The sequence below is a fragment of the Streptacidiphilus sp. MAP12-33 genome (assembly GCF_041261265.1).
Taxonomy (GTDB): Bacteria; Actinomycetota; Actinomycetes; order Streptomycetales; family Streptomycetaceae; genus Streptacidiphilus.
The window spans coordinates 15420-40269 of record NZ_JBGCCA010000014.1 but is presented as its reverse complement, the minus strand read 5'-3'; the positions used below and the strand labels follow the sequence as shown (position 1 = coordinate 40269).

At 73.3% G+C, this 24850-nt stretch carries 19 protein-coding genes; 4 read left to right on the top strand and 15 right to left on the bottom strand.

Annotation, left to right across the window (positions count from 1 at the left end):
* Window positions 1-222: 222 nt before the first annotated feature.
* Window positions 223-1143, bottom strand: a complete 921-nt coding sequence (locus tag ABH931_RS15880; protein ID WP_370113611.1) for a 2-hydroxyacid dehydrogenase — start codon at window positions 1141-1143, stop codon at window positions 223-225.
* A gap of 53 nt (window positions 1144-1196) precedes the next feature.
* Here ABH931_RS15880 and ABH931_RS15875 point away from each other — a divergent pair, with 53 nt between their 5' ends.
* Window positions 1197-1643: a VOC family protein gene (locus ABH931_RS15875; RefSeq protein WP_370113609.1), complete on the top strand. Its 447-nt coding sequence runs from the start codon at window positions 1197-1199 to the stop codon at window positions 1641-1643.
* 199 nt (window positions 1644-1842) lie between these two features.
* Here the strand turns inward: ABH931_RS15875 and ABH931_RS15870 are convergent, their stop codons facing one another.
* The 11 genes from ABH931_RS15870 to ABH931_RS15820 form a co-directional block, all read right to left on the bottom strand.
* The gene (locus ABH931_RS15870) at window positions 1843-4863 is read right to left on the bottom strand and encodes an AAA family ATPase (protein ID WP_370113607.1); all 3021 of its coding nucleotides are present in this window, start codon (window positions 4861-4863) and stop codon (window positions 1843-1845) included.
* 36 nt (window positions 4864-4899) lie between these two features.
* Window positions 4900-5073 carry a hypothetical protein gene (locus ABH931_RS15865; RefSeq protein WP_370113605.1) on the bottom strand — a complete coding sequence of 58 codons (174 nt, stop codon included), beginning with the start codon at window positions 5071-5073 and terminating at the stop codon, window positions 4900-4902.
* A 202-nt stretch (window positions 5074-5275) separates the two neighbouring features.
* Window positions 5276-6787 carry an Asp-tRNA(Asn)/Glu-tRNA(Gln) amidotransferase subunit GatB gene (gatB, locus tag ABH931_RS15860; protein WP_370113603.1) on the bottom strand — a complete coding sequence of 504 codons (1512 nt, stop codon included), beginning with the start codon at window positions 6785-6787 and terminating at the stop codon, window positions 5276-5278.
* 199 nt (window positions 6788-6986) lie between these two features.
* A complete protein-coding gene (locus tag ABH931_RS15855) occupies window positions 6987-7226 on the bottom strand; it encodes a hypothetical protein (protein ID WP_370113601.1) in 240 nt (79 codons plus the stop codon).
* Entirely contained in the window at window positions 7223-8716 is a 1494-nt protein-coding gene (gene gatA, locus ABH931_RS15850) for an Asp-tRNA(Asn)/Glu-tRNA(Gln) amidotransferase subunit GatA (RefSeq protein WP_370113599.1), read from the bottom strand. Before gatA ends, ABH931_RS15855 begins: the two co-directional genes overlap by 4 nt.
* Before the next feature lie 5 nt (window positions 8717-8721).
* The gene (gene gatC / locus ABH931_RS15845) at window positions 8722-9018 is read right to left on the bottom strand and encodes an Asp-tRNA(Asn)/Glu-tRNA(Gln) amidotransferase subunit GatC (protein WP_370113597.1); all 297 of its coding nucleotides are present in this window, start codon (window positions 9016-9018) and stop codon (window positions 8722-8724) included.
* A gap of 100 nt (window positions 9019-9118) precedes the next feature.
* Entirely contained in the window at window positions 9119-9541 is a 423-nt protein-coding gene (locus ABH931_RS15840; RefSeq protein WP_370113595.1) for a lasso peptide biosynthesis B2 protein, read from the bottom strand.
* Window positions 9538-9789, bottom strand: coding sequence for a lasso peptide biosynthesis PqqD family chaperone (locus tag ABH931_RS15835; RefSeq protein ID WP_370113593.1), 252 nt, complete (start codon window positions 9787-9789; stop codon window positions 9538-9540). The genes ABH931_RS15840 and ABH931_RS15835 overlap by 4 nt, the downstream gene beginning before the upstream one ends.
* 40 nt (window positions 9790-9829) lie before the next feature.
* The gene (locus tag ABH931_RS15830) at window positions 9830-11644 is read right to left on the bottom strand and encodes an asparagine synthase-related protein (RefSeq protein ID WP_370113591.1); all 1815 of its coding nucleotides are present in this window, start codon (window positions 11642-11644) and stop codon (window positions 9830-9832) included.
* Between the two features lie 97 nt (window positions 11645-11741).
* Complete coding sequence (locus ABH931_RS15825; protein WP_370113589.1) at window positions 11742-11870, bottom strand: lasso RiPP family leader peptide-containing protein; 129 nt, start codon at window positions 11868-11870, stop codon at window positions 11742-11744.
* 167 nt (window positions 11871-12037) lie between these two features.
* A complete protein-coding gene (locus tag ABH931_RS15820) occupies window positions 12038-13540 on the bottom strand; it encodes a putative bifunctional diguanylate cyclase/phosphodiesterase (protein ID WP_370113587.1) in 1503 nt (500 codons plus the stop codon).
* Window positions 13541-13838: 298 nt separating this feature from the next.
* On the opposite strand from ABH931_RS15820, the gene ABH931_RS15815 reads away from it, so the two are divergent.
* Window positions 13839-17669, top strand: coding sequence for a DUF6531 domain-containing protein (locus ABH931_RS15815; protein WP_370113585.1), 3831 nt, complete (start codon window positions 13839-13841; stop codon window positions 17667-17669).
* 37 nt (window positions 17670-17706) lie between these two features.
* On the top strand, window positions 17707-18927 hold the full coding sequence (locus tag ABH931_RS15810; RefSeq protein ID WP_370113583.1) for a pentapeptide repeat-containing protein: 1221 nt from the start codon (window positions 17707-17709) through the stop codon (window positions 18925-18927).
* Between the two features lie 18 nt (window positions 18928-18945).
* On the opposite strand, the gene ligA is transcribed toward ABH931_RS15810, so the two are convergent.
* From ligA to ABH931_RS15795, 3 genes are all read right to left on the bottom strand, one after another.
* Window positions 18946-21111, bottom strand: a complete 2166-nt coding sequence (gene ligA / locus ABH931_RS15805; RefSeq protein WP_370113582.1) for an NAD-dependent DNA ligase LigA — start codon at window positions 21109-21111, stop codon at window positions 18946-18948.
* A 76-nt stretch (window positions 21112-21187) separates the two neighbouring features.
* On the bottom strand, window positions 21188-22192 hold the full coding sequence (locus ABH931_RS15800; protein ID WP_370113580.1) for a methionine synthase: 1005 nt from the start codon (window positions 22190-22192) through the stop codon (window positions 21188-21190).
* The gene (locus tag ABH931_RS15795) at window positions 22189-22878 is read right to left on the bottom strand and encodes an SDR family oxidoreductase (RefSeq protein ID WP_370113578.1); all 690 of its coding nucleotides are present in this window, start codon (window positions 22876-22878) and stop codon (window positions 22189-22191) included. The genes ABH931_RS15800 and ABH931_RS15795 overlap by 4 nt, the downstream gene beginning before the upstream one ends.
* A gap of 44 nt (window positions 22879-22922) precedes the next feature.
* Here ABH931_RS15795 and ABH931_RS15790 point away from each other — a divergent pair, with 44 nt between their 5' ends.
* Entirely contained in the window at window positions 22923-24803 is a 1881-nt protein-coding gene (locus tag ABH931_RS15790) for an NAD-binding protein (RefSeq protein WP_370113576.1), read from the top strand.
* The last annotated feature ends 47 nt before the right edge of the window (window positions 24804-24850 follow it).

Here is a 24850-nt window from a genome sequence, read left to right as displayed (position 1 = left end):
GGCCCCGGGTGCGCTCGGACCAGCGGGGCGGACAACGCCGTACCGGGTCTCCCGGTCGGGAACCTACACCACAGTCGTCACTCAGAGACATGCACACTCAACTCAGAGTAATGGCGACTGTCGAGGTAGCTGTACCCGATTCGGAGGAAAGCGCCCGGTGCTCCCGCGCAACTGGGGGGTGCCTCGGGCGCACGCCGGGGGCGCACGCCCGTCGGCCTCCGGTCAGACCACGTTGGCCAGAACCTCGCCCCGCTCGTACCGCAGCACCTGCTCGCGCAGCAGCCGCTTGGCGCGCGGCAGGAACGCGCTGCTGGGCCCGCCCACGTGCGGCGTGATCAGCGTCCCCGGCGCGTGCCACAGGGGGTGGTCGGCGGGCAGCGGCTCGGGGTCGGTGACGTCGAGCGCGGCGTGCAGGCGGCCGTCGGTGAGCTCCTTGAGCAGCGCGTCGGTGTCGACGACGGGCCCCCGGGCGACGTTGACGAGCAACGCGCCGTCCTTCATCCGGGCGAGGAACCCCGCGTCGACGAGGTGACGGCTCTCGGGGGTGAGCGGCGTCAACAGGACGACGACATCGGCGGACGGGAGCAGATCCGCCAGCTCGTGCGCGCCGTGCACCTCCTCCTCGGGGCGCGCGCGACGCGCGACGCGGACGACGTCGCACTCGAACGGCTGAAGCCGCGCGGCGAGCGCGCGACCGATCGAGCCGTAACCGAGGATGAGCACGGTCTTGTCGGCGAGCGACTGGTGGAACTCCTGCTGCCACCGGCCCTGGTCCTGGAGCCGGGTGAAGTGCGGAACGCCGCGCAGCGAGGCGAGGGTCAGCGTCACCGCGAGCTCGGCGGTGCTGGCGTCGTGCAGCCCGCGCGCGTTGCACGCGGTGACGCCCGACGGCACGTGCGGCAGCACGTCGTCCATGCCGGCGGTGAGAGTCTGCACGACCCTCAGCGCGGGCAGTTGCGCGAGCAGCGGCAGGGCGACGGGGTGACGGAAGTAGGGCAGGCAGAAGAACTCGACGTCCCGCAGCTCCGCCGCGCCCGGGCGCGGCCCGTCCCCGTCCCAGACCAGGGCGTCGAGGTCGGCGGGCAGGCCGCCGATGGCGTCGGGGGCGTAGGGAAGCAGATAACGGGCGGGTCGGGTGGTCATGGTCCGACGATAGCCACCGGGCGGTTGTCGGTGCGGTGCGGGAGGGTGGGGGCATGGCTCGCACTGCTCGCACTGTTCAGATCACGTTCGACTGCGCTGATCCCGCGGGGCTGGCGGAGTTCTGGGCCGGGGCGCTCGGCTACCGGCTGCAGGACCCGCCGCCCGGCTACGCCTCCTGGGACGCGGCGCTGGACGCCCTGGGCGTCCCACCGGAACGGCGCAACGACGCCTCCGCGGTGGTCGATCCCGACGGCGCCGGGCCCCGGCTCTTCTTCCAGCGCGTCCCGGAGGGCAAGGGCGCGAAGAACCGCGTCCACGTCGACGTCCGCGCAGCGCCGGGGCTCACCGGGGTGGCCCGCATGTCCGCCCTGGAGGCGGCCGCCGCCCGCCTCGTCGCCGTCGGCGCGACCCGCGTCGCCCGCTTCGAACCGGCGCCCCCGCTGGAGCCGGGGCACCTGGTCATGACCGACCCGGAGGGCAACGAGTTCTGCCTGGACTGAGACCTGCGGTTGCACCATCCAGGGGCGCGAGGCTCCGCTGACTTGCGGCTCCTCCCCCAGCCTTCCGCCGGGAGTTGCCCCCTGCGTGGGCGCGACAAGCCACCCACGTGCGGATGGTCCTCGGCGCGCAGGGCCATCCGCAGAGGGTGGTTGCTCGCGCCCACGCGGAGGAGCCGCATATCGGCGGAGCCCCGCGCCCCTAGGGGGTTGCCACGAGCCGTAGCTTGTAGGCGACTGCCGCGGCCTCGCCACGGCCGGTGACGGCGAGCTTCGCGAGGATGTTGGAGACGTGGACGCTCGCCGTCTTCGGTGAGATGAAGAGCTCCTCCGCGATCTGACGGTTCGTGCGGCCGAGCGCGAGGAGCTTGAGGACGTCCTGCTCGCGCGGGGTGAGGTGGAAGGCCTCGTCGTCGGGCGCTGCCGAAGGGACGAGGCGGGCGCGGCCCGTCAGGGCGTCGATGTCGTCGAGGAGGAGCCGGTTGCCCTGGCGGCGGGCCAGGTCCGCGGCCTGAGACGCGGCCCGCGCGGCCGCCGTGCGGTCGCCCTCGGCGGCGAGCGACTCCGCGAGGCGGAAGAACGCCAGGCCACGGGGGTAGGGGCATTCCAGCCCCTCCAGCGCGTCCGCCGCGCGGCACCAGTGGGCGGCCGTCACCGCGTCTTCCGCGCGGGCGAGTTCCGCCTCCAGGACGGCCTGCCAGCCGGTGTACAGCGGGAGTTCCGTGGTCAGGCCGGAGGCCGTCTCCCGGATGCGGGCCAGCATGTCGGCGCGGCCGTGCGCCATCGGTCGCAGGTGGCGGGCGTCCGCCTCCACCGCCGCGCCGGTGGCCAGCAGCGCCCACCAGCTGCGGTCGTGACCCTCGGGGCGACCGCCGTCGAGGATCGCGGCGAGCTCCGCCCGCGCGTCCGCGTAACGGCCCTGGGCGACGGCGATCCGCATCGCCAGCAGCGTCGCCGGGACGTACTTCTGCGGCTGCCACAGCGTCACGCTCTCGCGGCACTCCGTGAGCCGCTCCGCCGCGCCGGCGACGTCTCCGCGCAGCAGCGCGATCTCGCCGCGCAGCCGGTGCATGTAGTCGCGGTGGGCGCGCTGTCCGGCCCAGTCCGGCTCCTCGGCGAGCAACTGCTCGGCCTCGTCGAGCTCGCCGAGCGAGATCAGCGGTTCGGCGAGGTTGCCGAGGATGATCGTGCCGTTGTAGCCGGTCATGCCGTTGGCGCGGATCAGCGCGAGGCCGGTGCGGGCCAGTTCCGCGGCCTCGCGGGAGCGGCCCTGCAGCTGGTGGTGGCTGGAGAGGTTGGTGTAGACGCGGGCGAGCAGGTCCACGTCGCCGCTGGCCTCCGCCCGCTCGCGGATCCGGGCGAGCAGCGCGGCGCCCTCCTCCAGCTCGCCGAAGGCGCAGTGCAGCATGCCGAGCGTCAGCTGGGCGTGCAGTTGCAGCGAGGCCGCGCCGACCTGCTCGGCGATCTCGACCGAGCGGCGGGCGATGTCGAGGTGCTCGCGGCGCGGGGCGCCCAGCATCCCGTCGCAGGCCTGACGGTGCAGCAGCTCGGCCAGGACGGCGGTCGGCCTGCGGCCCTCCAGCAGCGCGAGCGCGCGCTCCAGCTCCTGGTCGGGCCGGACGCCGACGTCGTAGCGGAGCGCCCTGGCCCGGGCCAGGATGAACCAGGCGGCGCGCTCGGGGGTCTTCTTCTCGTCGATGAGGCGCAGCGCCCGCTTGGAGTACCGCAGGCCCCGGTCGGTCTCGCCGCTCAGCCGGGCGGCGACGGTGGCCTCGGCGAGCAGGTCGACCAACTGGATCGCGGTGCAGTCCCCGTCGCAGTCGCAGCCGCCCTCGCAGGCGCAGGCCGGATAGCTCTCGTCGGCGTGGTCGTAGTCGCGCAGGCCGTCGCGGACCTCCTCCGGGACGTCCTCCCACAGCTCCAGGGCCCGGTCGAGCATGCTCAGCTGCTCGGCGAAGGCGTTGCGGCGGCGGGCCTCGCGTCCGGCGTTCAGCACGGCCGGCACGGCGCGGGCGGCGTCGTTGGCGCAGTACCAGTAACCGGCCAGGCGGGAGGCGCGCTGGTCCTTGGAGACGAGGCCGGGTTCGGCCTCCAGCGCCAGCGCGTAGCGGCGGTTGGCCCGGGTGACCTCACCGGGCATCAGGTCGTCGGTGACGGCCTCGCGCACGAGCGCGTGGCGGAAGCGGTATCCGTCGCCGTCGGAGGTCTGCTGGATGATGTTGGCGCCGACGGCGGTGCGCAGCGCGTCGATCAGCTCGTCCTCGTCGAGCGCGGCGGTGGCCTCGACGACGGCGGCGAGCAGGCCGTGCTCGACCCGGGAGCCGCCCTGGGCGAGCAGGCGCAGCATCGTCTGGGTGGTCTCGGGCAACGTCTCGATGCGGACCAGCAGCAGGTCGCGCAGCGTCTCGGTGAGGCCGGTGCGGCAGCCCTGCTGGAACGAGACCGCGAGCTCCTCGACGAAGAAGGGGTTTCCCTCCGAACGCTTGTAGATCTGGTCGACCAGCTCGGCGCTGGGCCGGGCCGGGCTGAGGATGCCGGCCAGCTGGCGGGCCACCTCGCGGCGGCCCAGGCGCGGCAGCTCCAGGCGCTGGACGGTGCGCATCCGCTCCAGCTCGGCCAGGTAGGGCCGGACCGGGTGGCGGCGGTGCAGGTCGTCGCTGCGGTAGGTGGCCAGCAGCACCAGCCGTGCCCGGTGCAGGGTGCGGGTGAGGTAGGCGAGCAGCTCGCGGGTGGAGCGGTCGGACCAGTGCAGGTCCTCCACGGCCAGGACCAGCGTCCGGTCCGTCGTCAACTGCTCGAAGAGCTGGGCGGTGTGCTCGAACAGGCGGGCCCGCGCGTACTCGTCGTGGGCCTCCGGCGGTGCCTCGCCCATGTCCGGCAGGAGCCGGGCGAGGCTGCTCTCGCGGCCGACGGCCGCCGCCTCCAGCTCGGTGCCGAGCGCCCGGTGCAGGCGGCGCAGGATCATGGCGAAGGGCGCGTAGGGCAGACCCTCCGCGCCCACCTCCAGGCAGTTCCCGACGACCGCCGTGGACCCCCGTGCCACGGCCGTCGCCTGGAACTCCTCCAGCAATCTGGACTTACCGACCCCCGCCTCGCCCCCGATGAGCAGGACCTGCGGTTGCCCCCCGTCGGCGCGCTCCAGCGCGTCGGTGAGGGCGGCCATCTGCGATCCGCGTCCGATGAACACGGGACTGACTGATATCCGCTCCACGTCGGGCAGCATCGCACAGAACCCCGCTGGTCAGCACGGATTACCGGGTCAGCGGTGGGCTGCGTGGAGGCGGCGGGCCACCGCCCCCCTCCTGCTGGCGGAGCGACTCTCACCCGCCCTCCGGGCCTTGTTCGCGCGCTTGACGTCGCGGACGAGGCGCGCCTGCTCGGCCTCGGCCATCAGCTCGTTGGTGCGGCCGATGACGAACTGGTACTCGAACATCTTGTTCTCCCCTGTGGGTGGGTTTCGTCGGGGCTGCTCCCTGACAACCTCTAATTTCCTCTCCCAGTGGGGTCCCTCGCATCGGGCGCATGCCTGATCCTGATCGGCCGAAGGTCCTTAGAAACGCAGGACCGCCGCCCTGAGCACACCTAAGTACTCAGAAGCGGCGGTCCGTACGGGCTAAGACGCCTTAGCCCGGTGCTCACTCAGGCGTGACGCCGAGCTTTTCGAAGATCAGCTCCTTGACGCGGGCGGCGTCGGCCTGACCGCGCGTCGCCTTCATGACCGCGCCCACGAGCGCGCCCGCCGCGGCGAACTTGCCCGAACGGATCTTGTCGGCCACGTCCGGCTGGGCCGCCAGCGCGGCGTCGATCGCGTCGCCGAGCGCGGAGTCGTCCGAGACGACGGCCAGGCCGCGCCCCGCCACGACCTCGTCCGGCTCGCCCTCGCCGGCCAGCACGCCCTCGATGACCTGACGGGCCAGCTTGTCGGTGAGCTTGCCCTCGGCGACCAGCGCCGAGACCCGGGCCACCTGGGCCGGGGTGATCGGCAGCTCGGCCAGTTCGACGCCGTCCTCGTTGGAGCGGCGGGCCAGCTCGCCCAGCCACCACTTGCGGGCCTGGTCGGCCGGGGCACCGGCGTCGATCGTGGCCAGGATCAGGTCGATGGCACCGGCGTTGAGCGCGGACCGCATCTCGACGGCCGAGATGCCCCACTCGCTCTGCAGGCGCTGACGACGCAGCCGCGGCAGCTCCGGGAGCTCGCCGCGCAGCTCCTCGACCCACTCGCGCGAGGGCGCGACCGGGACCAGGTCGGGCTCGGGGAAGTAGCGGTAGTCCTCCGCCTCCTCCTTGATCCGGCCCGAGGTGGTGGAGCCGTTGTCCTCGTGGAAGTGGCGCGTCTCCTGGACGATCGTGCCGCCCTCGTTGAGGACCGCGGCGTGCCGCTGGACCTCGAAGCGGGCGGCCCGCTCGACGCTGCGCAGCGAGTTGACGTTCTTCGTCTCGCTGCGGGTGCCGAACCTGGTCGCGCCCTTGGGCATCAGCGACAGGTTGACGTCGCAGCGCATCTGGCCCATGTCCATGCGGGCCTCGGACACGCCGAGGGCACGGATGAGCTCACGCAGCTCCGCCACGTAGGCACGGGCGACCTCGGGCGCGCGCTCGCCGGCGCCCTCGATCGGCTTGGTGACGATCTCGATCAGCGGGATGCCGGCCCGGTTGTAGTCCAGCAGCGAGTACTCCGCGCCGTGGATACGGCCGGTGGCCCCGCCGATGTGGCTGGACTTGCCGGTGTCCTCCTCCATGTGGGCGCGCTCGATCTCCACGCGGAAGACCTCGCCGTCCTCCAGCTCGACGTCCAGGTAGCCGTTGAAGGCGATCGGCTCGTCGTACTGCGAGGTCTGGAAGTTCTTCGGCATGTCCGGATAGAAGTAGTTCTTCCGGGCGAAGCGGCACCACTCGGCGATCTCGCAGTTCAGCGCGAGGCCGATACGGATCGCGGACTCCACGCCGATCGCGTTGACGACCGGCAGCGAGCCCGGCAGACCCAGGCAGGTCGGGCACGTCTGGGTGTTCGGCTCCGCGCCCAGCGCGGTCGAACAACCGCAGAACATCTTGGTCTTGGTTCCCAGCTCGACGTGGACCTCAAGGCCCATCACCGGGTCGTACGAGGCGAGAGCCTCCTCGTACGGGACCAGGTCAATGACGCTCACTAAGGCGTCCTTTCGGGGTAAGGGCTCGCGCAATCAGGGCGGTGGGTGAAGGAGCGGTTCGAGGGCCGAGTCTGGGCGGCGCCGACGAGGAAGGCGCAGCGGAGCTGCGGCGACCGAGCAGAAGCCGTCCAGGCGAGAGCCGTCGGGCCGCGCCGCCGCCCCCCTTGATTGCGCGAGCCCTGAGGCTTGCGGCTTGAGGTCAGTCGGCGAGGACGTCGTCCTGGGCCAGCCGGCGCAGCTCGCGAACGAGCAGCAGCGTGCTGGTGACCAGGGCGAGCGCACCCACGGCGGCGTTGATGAGCTTGAGCGTGTCCGCCTCGGTGCGGGCCTTGCGGATGTCCTTGACGATCCCGAAGGCGCCGAAGGCGCTGCCGCCGATGCCCAGCATCAGGCCCGGCTTGGAGTGCTTGAAGCCCTTGGCCGATTCCAGCTTGCTCATAGTGCCGGTGCCTCCTCCAGCAGGGGGTGTCCCCACTTGTCGTTGAGAGCCGCCTCGACCGCAGCACCAACCCGGTACAGCCGGTCGTCGGCCAGCGCGGGCGCGATGATCTGCAGGCCGACCGGGAGATTGTCCTCCGGGGCGAGGCCGCAGGGCACCGACATGGCCGCGTTGCCGGCCAGGTTCGACGGAATGGTGCACAGGTCCGCCAGGTACATCGCCATCGGGTCGTCGGCGCGCTCGCCGATCGGGAAGGCGGTGGTCGGGGTGGTCGGCGAGATCAGCACGTCGACGTCGCCGAAGGCGCGGTCGAAGTCGCGGGAGATCAGCGTCCGGACCTTCTGGGCCGAGCCGTAGTAGGCGTCGTAGTAGCCCGAGCTCAGCGCGTAGGTGCCGAGCATGATGCGGCGCTTGACCTCGGGGCCGAAGCCGGCCTCGCGGGTCAGCGCGGTGACCTCCTCCGCCGAGCGCTCGCCGTTGTCGCCGACGCGCAGGCCGTAGCGCATGGCGTCGAAGCGGGCCAGGTTGGAGGAGGCCTCGGACGGCGCGATCAGGTAGTACGCCGGGAGCGCGTAGGTGAAGGACGGGCAGGAGATCTCGACGATCTCCGCACCGAGGCTGCGGAGCAGCTCAACCGACTCGTTGAAGCGCTGCATGACGCCGGCCTGGTAGCCCTCGCCGCCGAACTCCTTGACGACGCCGACACGCATGCCCTTGACGTCCGCGTGCCGCGCGGCGGCGACGACCGCCGGGACGGGGGCGTTGATGGACGTCGAGTCCATCGGGTCCCAGCCGGCGATGGCCTCGTGCAGCAGCGCGGTGTCGAGCACCGTGCGGGCGCAGGGGCCGCCCTGGTCGAGGGAGGAGGAGAAGGCGATCAGGCCGTAGCGGGAGACGCTGCCGTAGGTCGGCTTCACCCCCACGGTGCCGGTGACGGCACCGGGCTGACGGATCGAGCCACCGGTGTCGGTGCCGATCGCCAGCGGCGCCTCGTAGGCGGCGAGCGCGGCGGCGGAGCCACCGCCGGAGCCGCCGGGGATCCGGGAGAGGTCCCACGGGTTGCCGGTCGGGCCGTAGGCGGAGTTCTCGGTGGAGGACCCCATGGCGAACTCGTCCATGTTGGTCTTGCCGAGGATCACCACGCCCGCCTCCTTGAGGCGGCGGGTCAGGGTGGCGTCGTACGGCGGGCGCCAGCCCTCCAGCATCTTCGAGCCGGCCGTGGTCGGAATGCCCTTGGTGGTGAAGACGTCCTTCAGCGCCAGGGGCACGCCGGCCAGCGGGCCGAGCTCCTCGCCGGCGGCGCGCTTGGCATCCACGGCGCGGGCGGCGGCGAGGGCGCCGTCGGTGTCCACGTGGAGGAAGGCGTGCACCTTCTCGTCCACGGCGTTGATGCGGTCCAGGTGCGCCTGCGCGACCTCGACGGCGGAGACGTCACCCGCGGCGATGGCCTGCGCGGTCTCCGCGGCGGTGTTACGGATCAGGTCGGTCACGTTGCTCAGTCCTCCCCGAGGATCTGGGGAACACGGAAGCGCTGCTCCTCCGCCGCGGGAGCGGCGGCCAGCACCTCGTCCGGCGTGAGCGAGGGGCGGACCTCGTCGGCGCGCATGACGTTGGTCAGCGGCAGCGGGTGCGAGGTCGGCGGGACGTCTTCGGCGGCGATCTCGCTGACGCGGGCGACCGCGTCGACGATGTCGTTCAGCTGCTCGGCGAAGTGGTCAAGCTCTTCGCTCTTGAGCTCCAGCCGCGACAGCCGGGCGAGGTGGGCGACCTCCTCGCGCGTAATGCCAGGCATGCAGCGATCCTCTGGTGGGTGAAGGAAACGGACCTCGCCGAGTCTATTGACACGGAGGTGTCCCCATCCTACGGAGGTCGGCCGCCCGGCCGCAGCCGCGTTAGCGCCCAGGGGCGGGCGCCACGCTGAGCAGCGGTTGGAAGAAGCCCGCCGGGTGGGGCTCGCCGATCGGCGCGCCGTCGACCTGGATCCAGGCGTGGGCGGCGAAGGGGTGTGTACGCACCCCCGTGCACCAGGTCGGCCAGGTGCCGCGCAGCCGGCAGAGCAGCGCGGCGGCGATGGAACGCTGGAGGCAGTTGTTGCCCGCGCAGCGCAGGCTGACCGCGACCACCTCGTCCCGGGCGCATTGTGCCTGCGACGCGCCGGCCGGCCGGGCGCCGCGCCGGGCGAACTCCAGGACCTTGCGGAGCCTCGCCGGCCTGACCCGCGCCAGCACGCGCGCGGCGCCCACCGCGAGCAGGGGCAGCGGGCGGCGCCACAGCGGCAGGCCGAGCCGCGCGTCGAGGGACATCTGCACGCTCACTCCAGCACCAGCTCGGCTGAGGCCAGCTGCACCAGGACCGCCTTGACGTCCTCCCTCGCCCGCTCCTCGCCGATGCCGTGCGCGACGACGAGGCCGTGGGCGACCGTCGCGGGGGTGTCCCCGTCGAGCAGACGGTGGAGCACCGTCCGGCCGGTGAGGTTCAGCTGGAAGTAGCGGCCGGTGCGGCCGTGGAGGAGGACGGTGCCGTCGTCGGTGTCGGCCATCGAGACGTCGGGATGGAGCCGCATGGCGTGGGGTCCTTAGATCCGGGAGGTCAGAGCCGGGAGGTCAGAGCCGGGAGGTCGGAGCCGGGAGGGGAAGGGAACGGAGCCAGGCCTCGCAGCCGACCAGGTTCTCCAGCGCCTGCACGGCGCTGTTGTCCGCCTGGGGTCCGGTCATGCGCAGCCGCAGGGCCTGGGGGTCGATCAGGCCGCGTGCGGCCAGGCGGGAGTCGGGGCCGAGCAGCTCCAGCAGGGTGGGGAGGTGCGCGCGCAGGCCGCGCCGCACGTCCTCGCCGAACTCGCCCTTCGTGGCGCGGGTGCGCAGCCGCTCGGGGAGCACGCCGCGCATCGCCTCCGCGAGCAGCGGCTTGAAGCGCCAGGGGCCCGCGTGCTCCTCGGGCCGCACCCGCAGCACCGCGTCGATCACCCGGTCGTCGAGGTAGGGAGCGTCCAGGGTGATGCCGCGTGCCGCGTACAGCTCGCCGAGCAGGCGGTAGGTCAGCGTGTTGGAGCGGACGACGAGCAGGGTCTGGTGGGTGCCCAGGTCGGGGGCGAGCGGCGTCGCGTCCGCCGCGACGCGGCGCAGCGCGGCGCGGGCGAGTGCGGCACCGTCCGGGGTCACCCAGCGGGGAGCACGGATCGGGCCGAGGCCCCAGCCGAGGGTGGCGCGGCGCAGCGGCGGCCGAGGCTGCGTCAGGGCGTCGACCTCGGCGTCCCACCAGCGGGAGAAGGAGCTCGGCCGCAGCAGCTCGGCGAGCGTGGCCCGCAGCGGCCAGCGCCGCAGCGCCGCGTGGGCGCGGACGTGCCGCAGCGCGGTGACCGGACGGCGGCGCAGCAGGGGGTGGAGGTAGCCGGGCAGCGGCGAGAAGAGCTCGTCACCGCCGTGGCCGGAAAGGTGGCGGGCGGAACCGTGTTCGGCCAGCAGGTCGACGCTGCGGCGGATCCGGGCGGTGGCGCGGGTGAGCGGACTCGGCATTTCCGCGCTCACCGGAGTTTCCGCCTCGGCGAACATCTCCGGGAGCTCGGACTGCGGCACCACGAGATGTCCGGCGCGGTCGAGTTCTTTCGTCGCGAATTCCGCGAATTCGGTGTCGTCGTTTCCCGCCTCGGCCTCTCCCCAGCGGAAGGTGAGGATTTCCGGGCGCTGCCGGGCGGCGAGAAAGCAGATCGAGCTGGAATCCAGGCCGCCGGAGAGATCCGCGCTGAGCCCGCCGTTCTCCTGGGGTTTCGGCCGGGTCGCCTCCAGCAGCGCCTCGCGCACCACCTCGGCCCCCGCGGCCAGGGACAGTTCGGGTGCGGGCGGCTCCCACCAGGCGATTTCGGTGGCGGTGTCGCCGTCCCACTCCAGCGCGTGGTCGGGGGCGAGCGGCGAGACGCCCGTCCACAGGCTGCGGGCGTTGGCCGGGTAGGGCAGGTCCAGTCCGGCGGCGACGCGCAGCGCGAGCGCCTCCTCGTCGAGTCCGGCGCCGGTCAGGGTGGCCAGCAGGTCGGCCCGGTCGGCGGCGACCGGCACTCCGTCGAGCCTCGCGCGGAACAGCCGGTGCAAGCCGGACGAGCTGCCGCGGAACCGCGACCAGTCGGGCAGCGAGACGCCCAGGTGACAGCTGCCGCGCAGGGTGTCCAGCAGGCGTGCGGCGTCGGCGGGTCCGCAGACCCTGGCCGCCAGTTCGCTGAGCCGCACGCGGCCGGCCGGGGCGGCGCCGACCGCGACGAGTCGCACCGGGCCGGCCTCGGCGACGGTGACCGAGCCCACGGGCCAGTGGCCGACGAGCCAGGCGCGCCCGGAGGCGTGCCGGATGACGCGGGCGCCGTCACGGGGAAGGCGCGGGGGGATCTGTTCGGCCTGCGGCCGGTCCGGAAGGACCAGGAATCCGGAGCTCATCTGCTGCTGTGACCACCGTTCCCGGATCGGCGGCGGACCGGGCCCGTCGTCGGGCCCGGTCCGCGGTGCTGTTCGTGAGGCGATTCGCCTCGGCGAATTACCAGTTCATGTTGAAGAACCAGTCGGGAACAGTTCCCCAGCCACCGAGGGTGTCCTCGTTGAACTCACCGACCTCGACGAGGGCCGGTGCCATGTACTCGTTCGACTGCTCGGTGGTCTCCGCCATGGGAACCTCCTGGATTCGAATCCGCCTGTGCATTGCCTGGGAATTCCCGGGCGGGCCCCGAATCTAGCATGTACATGCTCAACGGTTAAGTGATCCACGTCACGCGATTTTCGGCCACGGATTCAGGTCATTTTCCGGCCGGAGGGTTTGGCCCGGGCACGGAGGCCTCAGCGCTGGTGCGGGGCGGTGACCCGGCTCCGGAGCCAGGCGGTGGCCTGGTCGGCGGGCATGGCCTTGGAGACCAGCCAGCCCTGGACGGCGTCGCAGCCCATGACCTGGAGGCGCTTCCAGGTCTCGTCGTCCTCGACACCCTCGGCGACGACGGTCAGTCCGAGCGAGTGCGCGAGCTGCACGCTGCAACGCACCACGGCCGCGTCGTGGTCGTCGGCGACCATGCGGCTGACGAAGGAGCGGTCGATCTTCAGCTCGCCGACCGGGAGGCGGCGCAGCCGGACCAGCGAGGAGTACCCGGTACCGAAGTCGTCGAGCGACATGCCGACGCCGTGGCCGCGCAGTTCCTCCAGCGTCTCGGCGGCCCGCTGGCCGTCCTCCAGCAGCAGCCGCTCGGTGATCTCCAGCTGGAGCGCGCCCGCGGGGACCCCATGGCGCTCCAGGCGGTCGGCGACGCCGGTCGCGAAGCCGGGGCGGAGCACGTCGCGCGGGGAGATGTTGACCGCGACGGGCACCTCGATGCCCTCCGCGCGCCAGCGCGCGAGCTGGGAGACGGCGGCCTCCAGCACGTAGTCGGTCAGTTGCGGCATCAGCCCGCTGGACTCGGCGAGACCGACGAACTCCTCGGGGCTGACCGGCCCGCGCCCCGCGCGGGACCAGCGCACCAGCGCCTCCAGGCCGACGACGCTGCCGTCGAAGGCGACCTTGGGCTGGTAGTGCACCTGCACCTCACCCAGGTCCAGCGCGTGGCGCAGCTCGCCGAGGAGACCGAGGCGGAGCGGGGTGTCCTCCTCCTGGCCCGGCTGGTAGAGCGTCACCCCGGAGCGGCTGCGCTGGGCGTGGGCCATGGCGATGTCGGCGCGGCGCAGCAGCGACTCGGCGTCCGGGGCGTGGTCGGGCAGGACGGCCACGCCGGTGCTGGACTCCAGGATCAGCTGGAGGCCGCCGAACTGGATCGGCGCGGCGACCTCCGCGGCGAAGCCGCGGGCGAGCCGCAGCAGCGCGGCGGACTCCTCCGGCGGCTCGGGCACCAGCACCGCGAACTCGTCCCCGCCGAGCCGCGCCACCAGCGCGCCGGTGTCGCTCGCGAGCGTCTGCAGGCGCTGGGCGACCTGCACCAGCAGACGGTCGCCGGCGAGGTGGCCGAGGGTGTCGTTGAGCGAGCGGAACCGGTCCAGGTCGATCAGGACCAGCGCGTGGCGGGCCCGCGCGGTGGCGGCGTGGACGGCGGCCAGATGCAGGGCGGCGCGGTTGGGCAGCCCGGTCAGGGCGTCGGTCACACCCTCGCGCAGCCGCTGGCGCCCGAACCACCAGGCGGCGAAGAGCACGGCGATGGGGACCCCGAAGAGCGGCAGCAGGGCGGGCGCGTGCCGCGCCACCACCTCGGCCAGCGGCACCAACGGCGCCGCACCGGCGAAGCCCACGCCGAGGAAGACCGCCGCCCGCGCGGCGAACCCGGCACGGTCAGAACCCACCCCTGACCGGGACGTGCGCTCCATCGGTGTTCCTCTTGCTTCCCCACTCGCCCGTGTGGACCACGCGGTCCGACAGGACCGGGCCTCAGCCCAGCGTAGGACGCGTGCCCCGGGCAGGAGTGGCAATCCGACACGCCGTAACCGAGCGGTGTCCTGACGGGCGGAATATTGTCCAGATTATCGGCCAATGTCCCCCTCCGACTTTGCGTTAGGTGACTTGACAAGCCGTCACCTCGGGCCGGACGTGTCACTCCTCGACCGGCAGCGCGGTGACACGCGCCTGATAGCGTGCCGCCAGAACCAACGTCTCGGGGGTCGTTCGGTGAGCGGTCAGATCGCACATGCCGTGGCGGAGACGGCCCGCAAGGCCGGGCAGGGCCTGGCCCACGACTTCTCCGCCGCCTACCACCGCATCCTCAAGGACACCGAGGAGAAGACCGCCAAGGTCGCCGAGCACGCGGCGGAGAACGAGGCCAGGACGGTCGAGGGCCTGGGGAAGGCGGCCGAGCGCGGCGACGGAGGCCTGCACGAGCCGCACGCGGGCGGCGGCCACGAGGGTGGACACCAAGGTGACGGCGCCGGCGGCCCCGGCCGCGAGCAGGTGCACGACCCGCACGACCCCGGCCGGCCGCCCGAGTCGCGGTGCGGCGGTGGCGAGCCGGTCGACATGGCCACCGGCCGCATGTACATCGACCAGACGGACGCCGCCCTCCCCGGAACGCTCCCACTGGCCTTCACCCGTGGCTACGAGTCCGGCTACCGGGCCGGACGGTGGTTCGGACCCCGGTGGACCAGCACCTTCGACGAGCGGCTGGAGATCGACGGCGAGGGTGTCGTGCACCTGCGGGCGGACCGCGTCACCCAGGCCTACCCGCACCCCGAGCCCGGCCGGCCGGCCGTGCTGCCGACCGCCGGCGAGCAGCACCAGCTCGGCGTGGACGCGCGCGGCCGCGCCTACACCCTCTCCGAACGCGCGAGCGGTCTGACGCGTGAGTTCACCCTGCAACCGGACGGGACGACCGCGCTGCTCACCCGGGTACGCAACCGCTCGGGCGACAGCTACACGCTGGAGTACGACCACGAAGGCGCTCCTGCCGCGATCGCCCACTCGGGCGGCTACCGGCTGCTGGTGGAGGTGGCGTCGGGACGGATCACCGCCCTCTCGCTCGCCGGAGCGGCCGCCGACGGCGGGGACCAGCCACTGGTGCGCTACGCCTACGCCGGGGGCAACCTGACGGAGGTCCGCAACTCCTCGGGCCTCCCGATGCGCTTCGCGTACGACGCCTGGGACCGGATCACCTCGTGGACCGACCGCAACGACAGCAGCTACCACTACGTCTACGACGTCCTCGGACGGGTCGTGGACGAGGGCGGCGCGACCGGGGCGCTCCGCTTCACCTTCCGCTACGGCGCGCCCGACCCGGCCACCGGGCTCCGGCTGCACACCGAGACCAACGCGCTCGGCCACACCACCACGTACGAGGTGAACGAGCGGCTCCAGATCACTGCGATCACCGACCCGCTGGGCCACGTCACCCGCTTCGAACGCGACGCCCACGACCGGCTGCTGAGCCGCACCGACCCTCTCGGCCGCCGCACCAGCCGCGGTTACGACGCCGCGGGCGATCTGCTCTGGGTGGAGCAGGCCGACGGGACGCGCTCCACCGCGGCCTACGGGACCGCGCTCCCGCAGCCGACGGAGCTGGTCGACGCGGACGGCGCGGTCTGGCGACAGCGCTACGACGAGACGGGACTGCGCACGGCGCTGACCGATCCGCTCGGCGCGACGACCGCGTACACGTACGACGAGCGCGGGCACCTCGCCGGCGTCACCGACACCCTGGGCCGGACCACCCGTGTGGTCTGCGACGCCGCCGGGCTACCGGTGGAGGTCGCCGACCCCCTGGGCGCGGTGACCTCGATGCGGCGCGACGCCTTCGGGCGCGTGGTCGAGGTGACCGACCCGCTGGGAGGCACCATCGGGCTCGAATGGACCGTCGAGGGCTACCTCGCCCGCCGGACGGCCGCCGACGGCAGCCACGAGGGGTGGACCTACGACGGGGAGGGCAACCGGACCGGTCACACCGACGCCCTCGGGCGGACCACCCGCTACGAGTACACCCACTTCGAGACGCTCGCCGCCCGCACCACCCCCGACGGCGCCCGGGTGACCTTCACCCACGACGCCCACATGCAGCTCGTCGGCGTCACTGACGCGCTCGGCCGCACCTGGTCCTACCGGTACGACGAGGCCGGACGGCTGGTCGGGGAGAGCGACTTCGACGGACGGGAGATCGGCTACGTCCTGGACGCGGCGGGCCAGGGCACCCGGATCGCCCGACCGGACGGCCGGGTCCTCCACTACCGCTACGACGCGCTCGGGCAGGTCACGGCCAAGGAGGTGGAGGGCGTCACCACCGTCTACGCCTACGACCGGGCCGGCCGCCTGCGGGAGGCGGCGTCACCGTCCTCCGGCCGCCTGTCGCGCACCTTCGACGCGGCCGGCCGCCTGCTGACCGAGACGACCGACGGGCGCACGCTGGTCCACGACTACGACGCCCTGGGCCGCCCGGCCCGGCGCGTCACGCCGCGCGGGCACGTCACCACCTGGTCCTACGACGCCGCGGACCGGCCCGTCCGCGTCGACTGCACCGGCGGCTCCCTCGACTTCGCCTACGACGCGGCCGGGCGCGAACTGCGACGCGTCCTCGGCGGAACCCTCACCCTCACCAGCGACTGGGACGCGCGCCACCGGCTCACCGCCCGGACGCTGACCGCCGCGGAGAGCGACCGTCCGCTGCAGCGACGCCGGTGGGCCTGGCGGGCGGACGACAGACTCGTCGGCGTCACCGACCAGACAGGCGGTGCCAGGGAGTTCGATCTGGACCCGGCGGGCCGGGTCACCGCCGTCCGCGCCGAGGGCTGGAACGAGCGCTACGCCTACAACGGCGCGGGCGACCTCACCGAGGCCAGCTGGCCCACCACCGACGCCACCCGGGCGGCCGAGGGTCCGCGCGCCTACGCGGGGACGGAACTCCTCACCGCCGGCCGGGTCCGCTACGAACACGACACGGCGGGACGGGTGACTCTGCGCCAGGTCACCCGGCTGTCCCGCACGCCGGACACCTGGCGCTACCGCTGGAACGCGGAGGACCAGCTCACCGAGGTCACCACGCCGGACGGGACGGTCTGGCAGTACCGCTACGACCCGCTCGGCCGACGCAGCGCGAAGCTGCGTCTCGCCGACGACGGCGCGAGCGTCGCCGAGCGGACCGAGTTCACCTGGGACGGCGCCGTCCTGTGCGAGCAGACCACCGAGGCCGGCTACCTCCCGGGCCCCCACTCGCTCGCCTGGGACCACGACGGCTTCACCCCGCTCGCCCAGACCGAGACGATCACGGCGCAGGAACGCACCGACCGCCGCTTCTTCGCCATCGTCACGGACCTGGTGGGCACGCCGACCGAGCTGGTCGACCCGGTCACGCAGGCCGTCGCGTGGCGGGCCACCAGCACCCTGTGGGGCAACACCACCTGGCCGGCCGGAAGCGCCGGCTACACCCCGCTGCGTTTTCCCGGCCAGTACTTCGACCCCGAGAGCCGCCTCCACTACAACCTCAACCGCTACTACGACCCCGAGACCGCCCGGTACACCTCGCCCGACCCGCTCGGCCTGCTCCCCGGCCCCAACCCGAACAGCTACGTCGGCAACCCCCACACCTGGACCGACCCGCTGGGCCTCTCGCCGCACGAGGAGACGCCGAGCGAACTCTCCGACGAGGCCCGGCAAGCCATCACCAAGTACCACAACCTGATGAAGGACCCGATCGGCGAGGCCAACTCCGTACCGGGCCACAACCACTACTCCGCGGCCCGCCGGGAGGCGAACGGTGAGGTGGTGGCCCGCCGGGCCGACGGCAGGCCCTTCTCGCACATCTCCGACCTCCAGCAGGCGCGGGACGGCATGCTGGGCGTCCACAAGACCCTGACGCGGCAGCTCATGCGAGGCGGTGAGGGCATGAGCCAGGAGACCCGCGACCTGCTGTCCGGCTACGCACGCCGGAGTAACATCGCAGCGGGCCGGCTGACCAGCTTCCTCAAGCAGATCGGCCACGGTGAGACGCCCCCCTACCACGAGTGGCCGCCCGGGTCATGACGGCTCCGAGTGGCAACGCGACACCGGAGACGCCGGGATGAGTACGGACGACGACTTCGACAGCCTCCCCGAACTCCACGGGGTCTTCGCCCCCTTCGCGTCGTCGGAGCAGCTGCGGGAACGCTGGCTGAGCCCGACGGCCCGGGAGCTGCTGGCGGCCGCCCTCGAGGCGGCCCGGCGCGGCGGGCGGTGGCAGGACCAGCTGTCGGGTCTGCCGCACCTGGACGAGGTCTTCCACGAGGACGAGGCCCTGTCCGGCCGCGATCTGCGGGGAGCCCCGTTGGACGGCGAGCCGCTGGCGGGCGCGGACCTGCGGGGTGCCGACCTGTTCGGCGCCTCGCTGCGCGGGACGGACCTGCGGGGTGCCGACCTGCGGACCGCGCAGGTGGACGACGCCGACTTCAGCGGCGCCGACCTGCGCCGGGCCGACCTGACCGGCGCCACCGGCACGGCGGTCTTCCGCGGCTGCCGGTGCCAGGAGGCCAGGTTCGTCGACGCCATGCTCCGCGGCAGCGACCTCCGGGACGCGGACCTCTCCCGCACGGACCTGAGCGGGGTCAACCTCTTCGAAGCGGATCTCGGCGGGGCGGACCTCACCGATGCCGCGCTCGACGGCGCGCGGCTCCCCACCCGACCGCCCGTCGGTGCGGCAGGGTCTGCCCCGGATCTCGCGGCGGTGGCGCGTCACGGCCTCGACTTCCCGGCCGCGGCCCGCGCGGTGCTGCGGGCGCGCTGGCTGACCACCGACGGCCGCCGTTCCCTCGACGCCGCCCTCCACGCCGCCACGCACCCGGCCCGCACCGCGCGGGACGTGGCGGCGGCCCTGGCCGGTCTCGACCTGCTGGCGGCGGAAGACGGCCCCGACCTGCGGGGCGCTCCCCTGGACGGCCGCGACCTCACCGGGGCCCACCTGCGTGGCGCACTGCTCGACGGCGCCTCGGCCGTCGGGGCGGTGCTCACCGGAGCCGAGCTGACCGGGGCCCACTTCCTGGACGCGGACTTCAGCCGCGCCGACCTGCGCGACGCGGACCTCTCCCGCAGCTGGGGCCGCGCGTCCTTCGCGGGCGCCCGGCTGGAGGGCGCGCGGCTGCGTGCCTCGGAGCTCCAGGGCTGCGACTTCGACGGGGCCGCCCTGGAGGGTGCCGACCTCCGCTCCGCCACGCTGCTCTACTGCGTCCTGACGGACGAACAGCTGGCCGGGGCCGCCACCGAGGGGGCCTTCATCAGCCCCCACGGCATGCAGCCCCCGCTCCCCTGACGCTCGCCTGACGCCCCGCTACTCCTCGACCGGCAGCGCGGCGGCCCGCGCCGCGTCCGGCCCCTCGCTGAGCAGGACGGCGAAGCCGGCGTCGTCGAGGATCGCGAGCTTGAGCTGGACCGCCTTGTCGTACTTGGAACCCGGGTTGTCGCCGACGACGACGAAGTCGGTCTTCTTCGACACCGAGCCGGTGACCTTGGCCCCGCGCACCTGGAGCGCGTCCTTCGCGCCGTCGCGGGTGTGGTCCGCGAGCGTGCCGGTGACCACGACCGTCAGCCCCTCCAGCGGACGCGGGCCGGACTCCTCCTCGGCGGCCTCGTCGACGAAGCGGACGCCTGCCGCGCGCCACTTCTCGATGATCTCCCGGTGCCAGTCCTCGGCGAACCAGTCGACGACGGCCTTCGCGATGCCGGGGCCGACGCCCTCGACCACCGCGAGCTCCTCCTCGCCGGCCGAGGCGATCCGGTCGAGGTCGCGGAACTCCCGGGCCAGGGCCTGCGCCGCGACCGGGCCCACCCTGCGGATCGACAGGCTGTTCAGCACGCGCCAGAGCGGCTGCTGCTTGGCCGCCTCCAGGTGCTCCAGCAGCTGCGTCGTGGTCTTCTTCGGCTCGCCCCTGAGGTTGGCGAAGAAGGAGACGACCTTCTGCTCGCCCGTCTCGTCGTCGAGCTTCGGCATGCCCGTCTTGGGGTCGCGGACGAGCGCCCTGATCGGCAGCAGGTCCTCGACCGTCAGGTTGAACAGATCGCCCTCGTTCTCGATCGGCGGGGTGGCCGGTTCGAGCGGCTGGGTCAGCGCGACCGCCGCGACGTAGCCGAGGTGCTCGACGTCCAGCCCGCCGCGGCTGCCGAGGAAGGCGACGCGCTCGCGCAGCTGCGCCGGGCAGTGGCGGGCGTTCGGGCAGCGCAGGTCCTTGTCGCCCTCCGTCATCGGGCGCAGTTCGGTGCCGCACTCGTGGCAGTGGGTCGGCATCACGAACGGACGCTCGGTGCCGTCGCGCAGGGCGACCACGGGCCCGAGGATCTCCGGGATCACGTCGCCCGCCTTGCGGATGACGATGGTGTCGCCGAGCAGCACGCCCTTGGCCTTGACCACGTCCTGGTTGTGGAGCGTGGCGTACTGCACCATCGAGCCGGCGACCTTGACCGGCTTCTCCAGGACCGCGTAGGGCGTGGCCCGGCCGGTGCGCCCGATCCCGACCAGGATCCGGTCCAGCTTGCCGTTGACCTCCTCCGGCGGGTACTTCCAGGCGATGGCCCAGCGCGGCGCCCGGGAGGTGGAGCCGAGGCGGCCCTGGAGGGCGATCTCGTCCACCTTGATCACGACGCCGTCGATCTCGTGCTCGACGCTGTGGCGCTGCTCGCCGAAGCGCTTGATGAACTCCTTGACCTCGGCGAGAGTGCTCACCACGGCGTTGTGCTTGGCCGTCGGCAGCCCCCAGGCCCGAAGCAGCTCGTAGGCGTGCGACTGGCAGTCGATGTCGAAGCCCCGGCGGGCGCCGATGCCGTGCACGATCATGTGCAGCGGCCGCTGTGCGGTGACGGCCGGGTCCTTCTGGCGCAGCGAACCGGCGGCGGAGTTCCGCGGGTTCATGTACGGGTCCTCGCCGGCCGCAACCCTGGCGATGTTGAGGGCGTCGAAGTCCTCGATCGGGAAGTAGACCTCGCCGCGGATCTCCACCAGCTCCGGCGGGTTGTCGCCCGCGAGCCGGTGCGGGATCTCCTTGATGGTCCGCACGTTGGCGGTGATGTCGTCGCCGACGCGGCCGGTGCCGCGCGTCGCGGCGCGGACCAGCACGCCGTTCTCGTAGGTGAGGTTGACCGCGAGCCCGTCGATCTTCAGCTCGCACAGGTAGTGGAACTCCAGGCCGGCCAGGTCGCGTTCGACCCGCTCGGCCCAGGCGTCCAGCTCCTCGTCGTTGAAGGCGTTGTCCAGGCTGAGCATCCGCTCCAGGTGCTCGACCTTGGAGAAGTCGGCCGTGACGTCCCCGCCGACCATCTGCGTCGGCGAGTCCGAGGTGCGCAGCTCGGGGAACCGCTCCTCGATCCCCTCCAGCTCGCGCATGAGGAGGTCGAACTCGCCGTCGGTGATGGTCGGCGCGTCCTGGTTGTAGTACCGGTAGCGGTGTTCCTCGATCTCCTGGGCAAGCTGCGCATGCCGAACGCGGTCGTCGTCCAACGCCACGGGAACTACCCCCTATGAGACCTGAAATCCACTGGATGCGACCAGCCTCACCGACGCCGCTCGAACGGCTCCGGAGCTATTCCGGATTGTCGGCCAGGCTCTGCGCCGCGATGACGCTGTGTGACAGCGCCGTGCGGGCGAAGGCCGGGGACGCCCCCGCCAGGCCGCAGGTGGGGGTGACCACGACGGAACGCGGCAGCAGCGCGGGGGCCAGGCCCAGGCGACGCCACAACGTCCTCACACCGCTGACACTACCGGCCGGGTCTGACAATTTCCGGTCCGTGGAGGGCACGACACCGAGCATGAGGACCGTGCCGCTCTCGACCGCCTCGCCGATCGCGTCGTCGTCACGTTCCGTCAGCAGGGATGCGTCCAGAGACACCGCCGCCGCGCCCGCGCGGCGCAGCAGGGCGAGGGGGACGGAGGGCGCACAGCTGTGGACGGCGACCGGTGCGTCGACGGCGTCGATCACGCCGCGCAGCACCTCCTCCCCCACCCCGCGGTCCACGGCCCGCAGCCGCTGCCAGCCGCTGGCGGTCTTCACCTGGCCGGCCAGCACCGCCGGCAGGGACGGCTCGTCGAGCTGGAGCAGCACCTCGGCGCCCGGGATGCGGCGGCGGACCTCGGCGAGGTGGAGCCGCAGCCCCTCGGTCAGGGAGGCGGCGACGTCGCGCACCGCGCCGGGATCGGCCAGGGCCTTCTCGCCGCGCTGGAGCTCCACGGACGCGGCCAGCGTCCACGGGCCCACCGCCTGGATCTTGAGCGGGCCGGTCCACTCCTGGGTGAACTCCTCCAGCGCGTCCAGGTCCTCGCCGAGCCAGGAGTGCGCGCGGCGGGTGTCGCGGCCGGGGTGGTCGCCCAGACGCCAGCCGGAGGGCTCGACGCGGGCGTAGAGCTCGACCAGCAGGCCCAGGCTGCGGCCGATCATGTCGGCGCCCGGACCGCGCGCGGGCAGCTCGGGCAGGTGCGGGAGGGCCTCCAGCGAGCCGGTGACGGTCTTGGCCGCCTCGCGGGCGTCGGTGCCGGGCATGGAGCCGACGCCGGTCGCGCCCGGCGCGGGGAGGGTCGGGAACGCGCTCACCGGCCCGGCCGCACCGTCACGTCGGTGATCTCGGCGTCGCGCGGCAGGTCGATCGCGGTGAGCACGGCCGTCGCGACCGACTCCGGCGCGATCCAGGCGTCGGCCTCGTACGTCCGGCCCTCCTGGGCGTGCACCTTGGCCTGCATCGGGGTGGCGGTCCGGCCGGGGTAGACGGTCGTGACGCGCACGCCGTGGCCGTGCTCCTCCTCGCGCAGCGAGTCCGCGAGCGCCTTCAGGCCGAACTTGGACGCCGCGTAGACGCCCCACTCGGCGCCCGCCCGCAGGCCCGCACCGGAGTTGACGAAGACGACGTGGCCCTGCGAGACCCGGAGCGTCGGCAGCAGGAGACGGGTCAGCTCGGCCGGGGCGAGCAGGTTGACGTCGAGCGTCTCCTGCCAGACCTTCGGCGTCATGTCCCCGATCGCGCCCAGCTCCACCACGCCGGCGACGTGCAGCAGCGAGTCGATCCGGTCGGGCTGCGGCTGGTGGCCGAACGCCCAGCTGAGCCGCGCGGGCTGAGCCAGATCGCCGACCAGCGTCTGGGCGCGCGGAAAGCGCTCGCGCAGCTCCGCCGCGCGGCGCGCGTCCCGGGCCAGCAGCCACAGCTCCTCGCCGCGCTCGTCGAGCTTCGCGGCGACGGCCGCGCCGATGCCGGAACCTGCTCCGGTGATCACATGCGTTCCCATGGGTTCATCAGTACCACGCCCGGAGCCCCGTTCCGTGCGCCACCATGGTGATCATCAGGGCGGGGGCGGGCGAGGGGCGGGAAACAGTGCCGGACGAGGCCGGATCCACACAGACCGGACCGGGCAACGGCGTGACGGGCACAGGCCTCGTCGAGGAGGGCCGCGGCCACATGGTCGTGGTCGGCAACGACGCGCTGACCCAGCGCCTGGTCGGCGACCTGGCCAAGCTCTACCGGGAGCGGGTCGTGGTGGTGGTCCCCGATCCGCAGCACGAGCACGGGCCCCAACTGCTGGCCCTGCACCGGGACGCGGGCCCGATCACCGTCCTCGCGGGGCGCCGTCCGGACGAGCCGGCGCTGCGCCAGGCGGGCGTCGCCGAGGCGGACGCGCTCGCCATCGTGCTCGACGACGACCAGGCCGTCACCGCCGCCGCGTTGACCGCGCGCAGTATCAACCCGCATGTGCGCCTGGCGCTGCGGGTCCACAACACCGCCCTCGGCAAGCGGCTGCGCCGCCTCCTGGACCGTCCGGACGCGCCGACGACGGTGGCCTCCGCCTCGCAGACGGCCGCGCCCGCGCTCGTCTCCTCGGCGCTGCCCGACCAGGACCAGGTCATCGCGGTCAACAGCGGCACCTGCACGGTGGTCTCCACGGTGCTGCCCGCGGGGACGACGGAGCTGCCGCCCGGACCGGACGTGCCGATAGCGGTGCTGACCGAGAACGGCGGCCTGCTGCTGCCCGATCCGGAACACTGGGTGGCACCGGCGGACGAACCGATCACCCTGGTGAGCCTGCGGCACCACCAGGAGCCGCCGACGCCGGAGGCCACCCGCGCCTGGAGCCGGATGGGCACGGTGCTGCGGTCGTTCTTCTCCCGCAAGCTCCAGGTGGCCGCCGCGGGGCTCTCCGCCGTGGTGGCCCTGCTGACGGTGCTGACCTGGCAGTTGACCGGTACCAACCTCGGCCTCTCGCTCTACCTGGTGCTGCTGGACCTCTCCTCGGCGGGCAATCCCGCCTTCGGCCAGCCGGTGGCGCGGCAGGTCCTGCAGATCATCACCATGTTCACCGGGATGCTGATCCTGGGTCTGGTCGCGGCGATCGTGCTGGACAGCGTCGGGGCGGTCCGGCCCAGCGAGAACCCGCGCCGGGTGCGGCGGACGATGAACAACCACGTCGTGCTGATCGGCATCGGCAGCGCGGGCACGGCCGTGGTCTCGCGGCTGGTGGACATGCGGCGCCCGGTGGTCGTCGTGGAGCGCAACCCCGAGGCGCGGAACCTGGCGGCGGTGCGGGCGCGCGGCGTCCCGGTCGTACTGGGCGAGTTCACCCGCGACACGGTCTGGCGCGCGGCCCGCGGCGACCGGGCCTCCGCGGTGATGGCGCTGACCAACAACGACAGCGCCAACCTCCAGGCGGTCCTGTTCGCGCGCGAGCGGCGGCCGGACGTGCCGGTCGTGCTGCGGCTGTTCGACGAGGCCTTCGCCAGGACGGTCTTCAAGGCCCTGCGTGAGGCGCACCCGAACTCGCGGACCCGCAGCCGCAGCGTCTCCTACCTGGCCGCGCCCGCGTTCGCCGCGGCGATGCTGGGCCGCCGGGTGCTGGCGGCGATCCCGGCCCGCCGGGAGATCCTGCTGCTGGCCGAGGTGACCGTGGCCGAGGGCGACGAGCTGGCCGGACGCACCGTCAAGGACGCTTTCCGGCCCGGCGACTGGCGGGTCGTCGCGGTGCGGCAGCGCGGCCAGCACGCGGACTGGAACCCCGCACCCACCCGGCACCTGCGCGACGACGACCGGGTGATCGTCGTGGCCACCCGCGCCGGCCTCGGCCGCCTCCTCCGCCGCGCGGACGCCCCGCAGGCCGCCGGGCGACTACCGGCCCAGAGCGGCCCGCACCCCGAGGCGAGCCCGTCGGAGCTGCCCGGCTGAGCCGGCACGGCGAGCGGCCGTCTCCCGGGCCACCGCCGCCCACCCTC

Excerpts from the sequence above, each read along its gene's own strand:
- ABH931_RS15790 (WP_370113576.1), top strand. The coding sequence starts at position 22,923 with ATGGTGATCATCAGGGCGGGGGCGGGCGAGGGGCGGGAAACAGTGCCG.
- ABH931_RS15825 (WP_370113589.1), bottom strand. The coding sequence starts at position 11,870 with ATGGCGGAGACCACCGAGCAGTCGAACGAGTACATGGCACCGGCCCTC.
- ABH931_RS15865 (WP_370113605.1), bottom strand. The coding sequence starts at position 5,073 with ATGTTCGAGTACCAGTTCGTCATCGGCCGCACCAACGAGCTGATGGCC.
- ABH931_RS15795 (WP_370113578.1), bottom strand. The coding sequence starts at position 22,878 with ATGGGAACGCATGTGATCACCGGAGCAGGTTCCGGCATCGGCGCGGCC.
- ABH931_RS15870 (WP_370113607.1), bottom strand. The coding sequence starts at position 4,863 with ATGCTGCCCGACGTGGAGCGGATATCAGTCAGTCCCGTGTTCATCGGA.
- ABH931_RS15875 (WP_370113609.1), top strand. The coding sequence starts at position 1,197 with ATGGCTCGCACTGCTCGCACTGTTCAGATCACGTTCGACTGCGCTGAT.
- ABH931_RS15830 (WP_370113591.1), bottom strand. The coding sequence starts at position 11,644 with ATGAGCTCCGGATTCCTGGTCCTTCCGGACCGGCCGCAGGCCGAACAG.
- gatC (WP_370113597.1), bottom strand. The coding sequence starts at position 9,018 with ATGCCTGGCATTACGCGCGAGGAGGTCGCCCACCTCGCCCGGCTGTCG.
- ABH931_RS15880 (WP_370113611.1), bottom strand. The coding sequence starts at position 1,143 with ATGACCACCCGACCCGCCCGTTATCTGCTTCCCTACGCCCCCGACGCC.
- ABH931_RS15810 (WP_370113583.1), top strand. The coding sequence starts at position 17,707 with ATGAGTACGGACGACGACTTCGACAGCCTCCCCGAACTCCACGGGGTC.
- ABH931_RS15855 (WP_370113601.1), bottom strand. The coding sequence starts at position 7,226 with ATGAGCAAGCTGGAATCGGCCAAGGGCTTCAAGCACTCCAAGCCGGGC.
- ABH931_RS15835 (WP_370113593.1), bottom strand. The coding sequence starts at position 9,789 with ATGCGGCTCCATCCCGACGTCTCGATGGCCGACACCGACGACGGCACC.
- ABH931_RS15820 (WP_370113587.1), bottom strand. The coding sequence starts at position 13,540 with ATGGAGCGCACGTCCCGGTCAGGGGTGGGTTCTGACCGTGCCGGGTTC.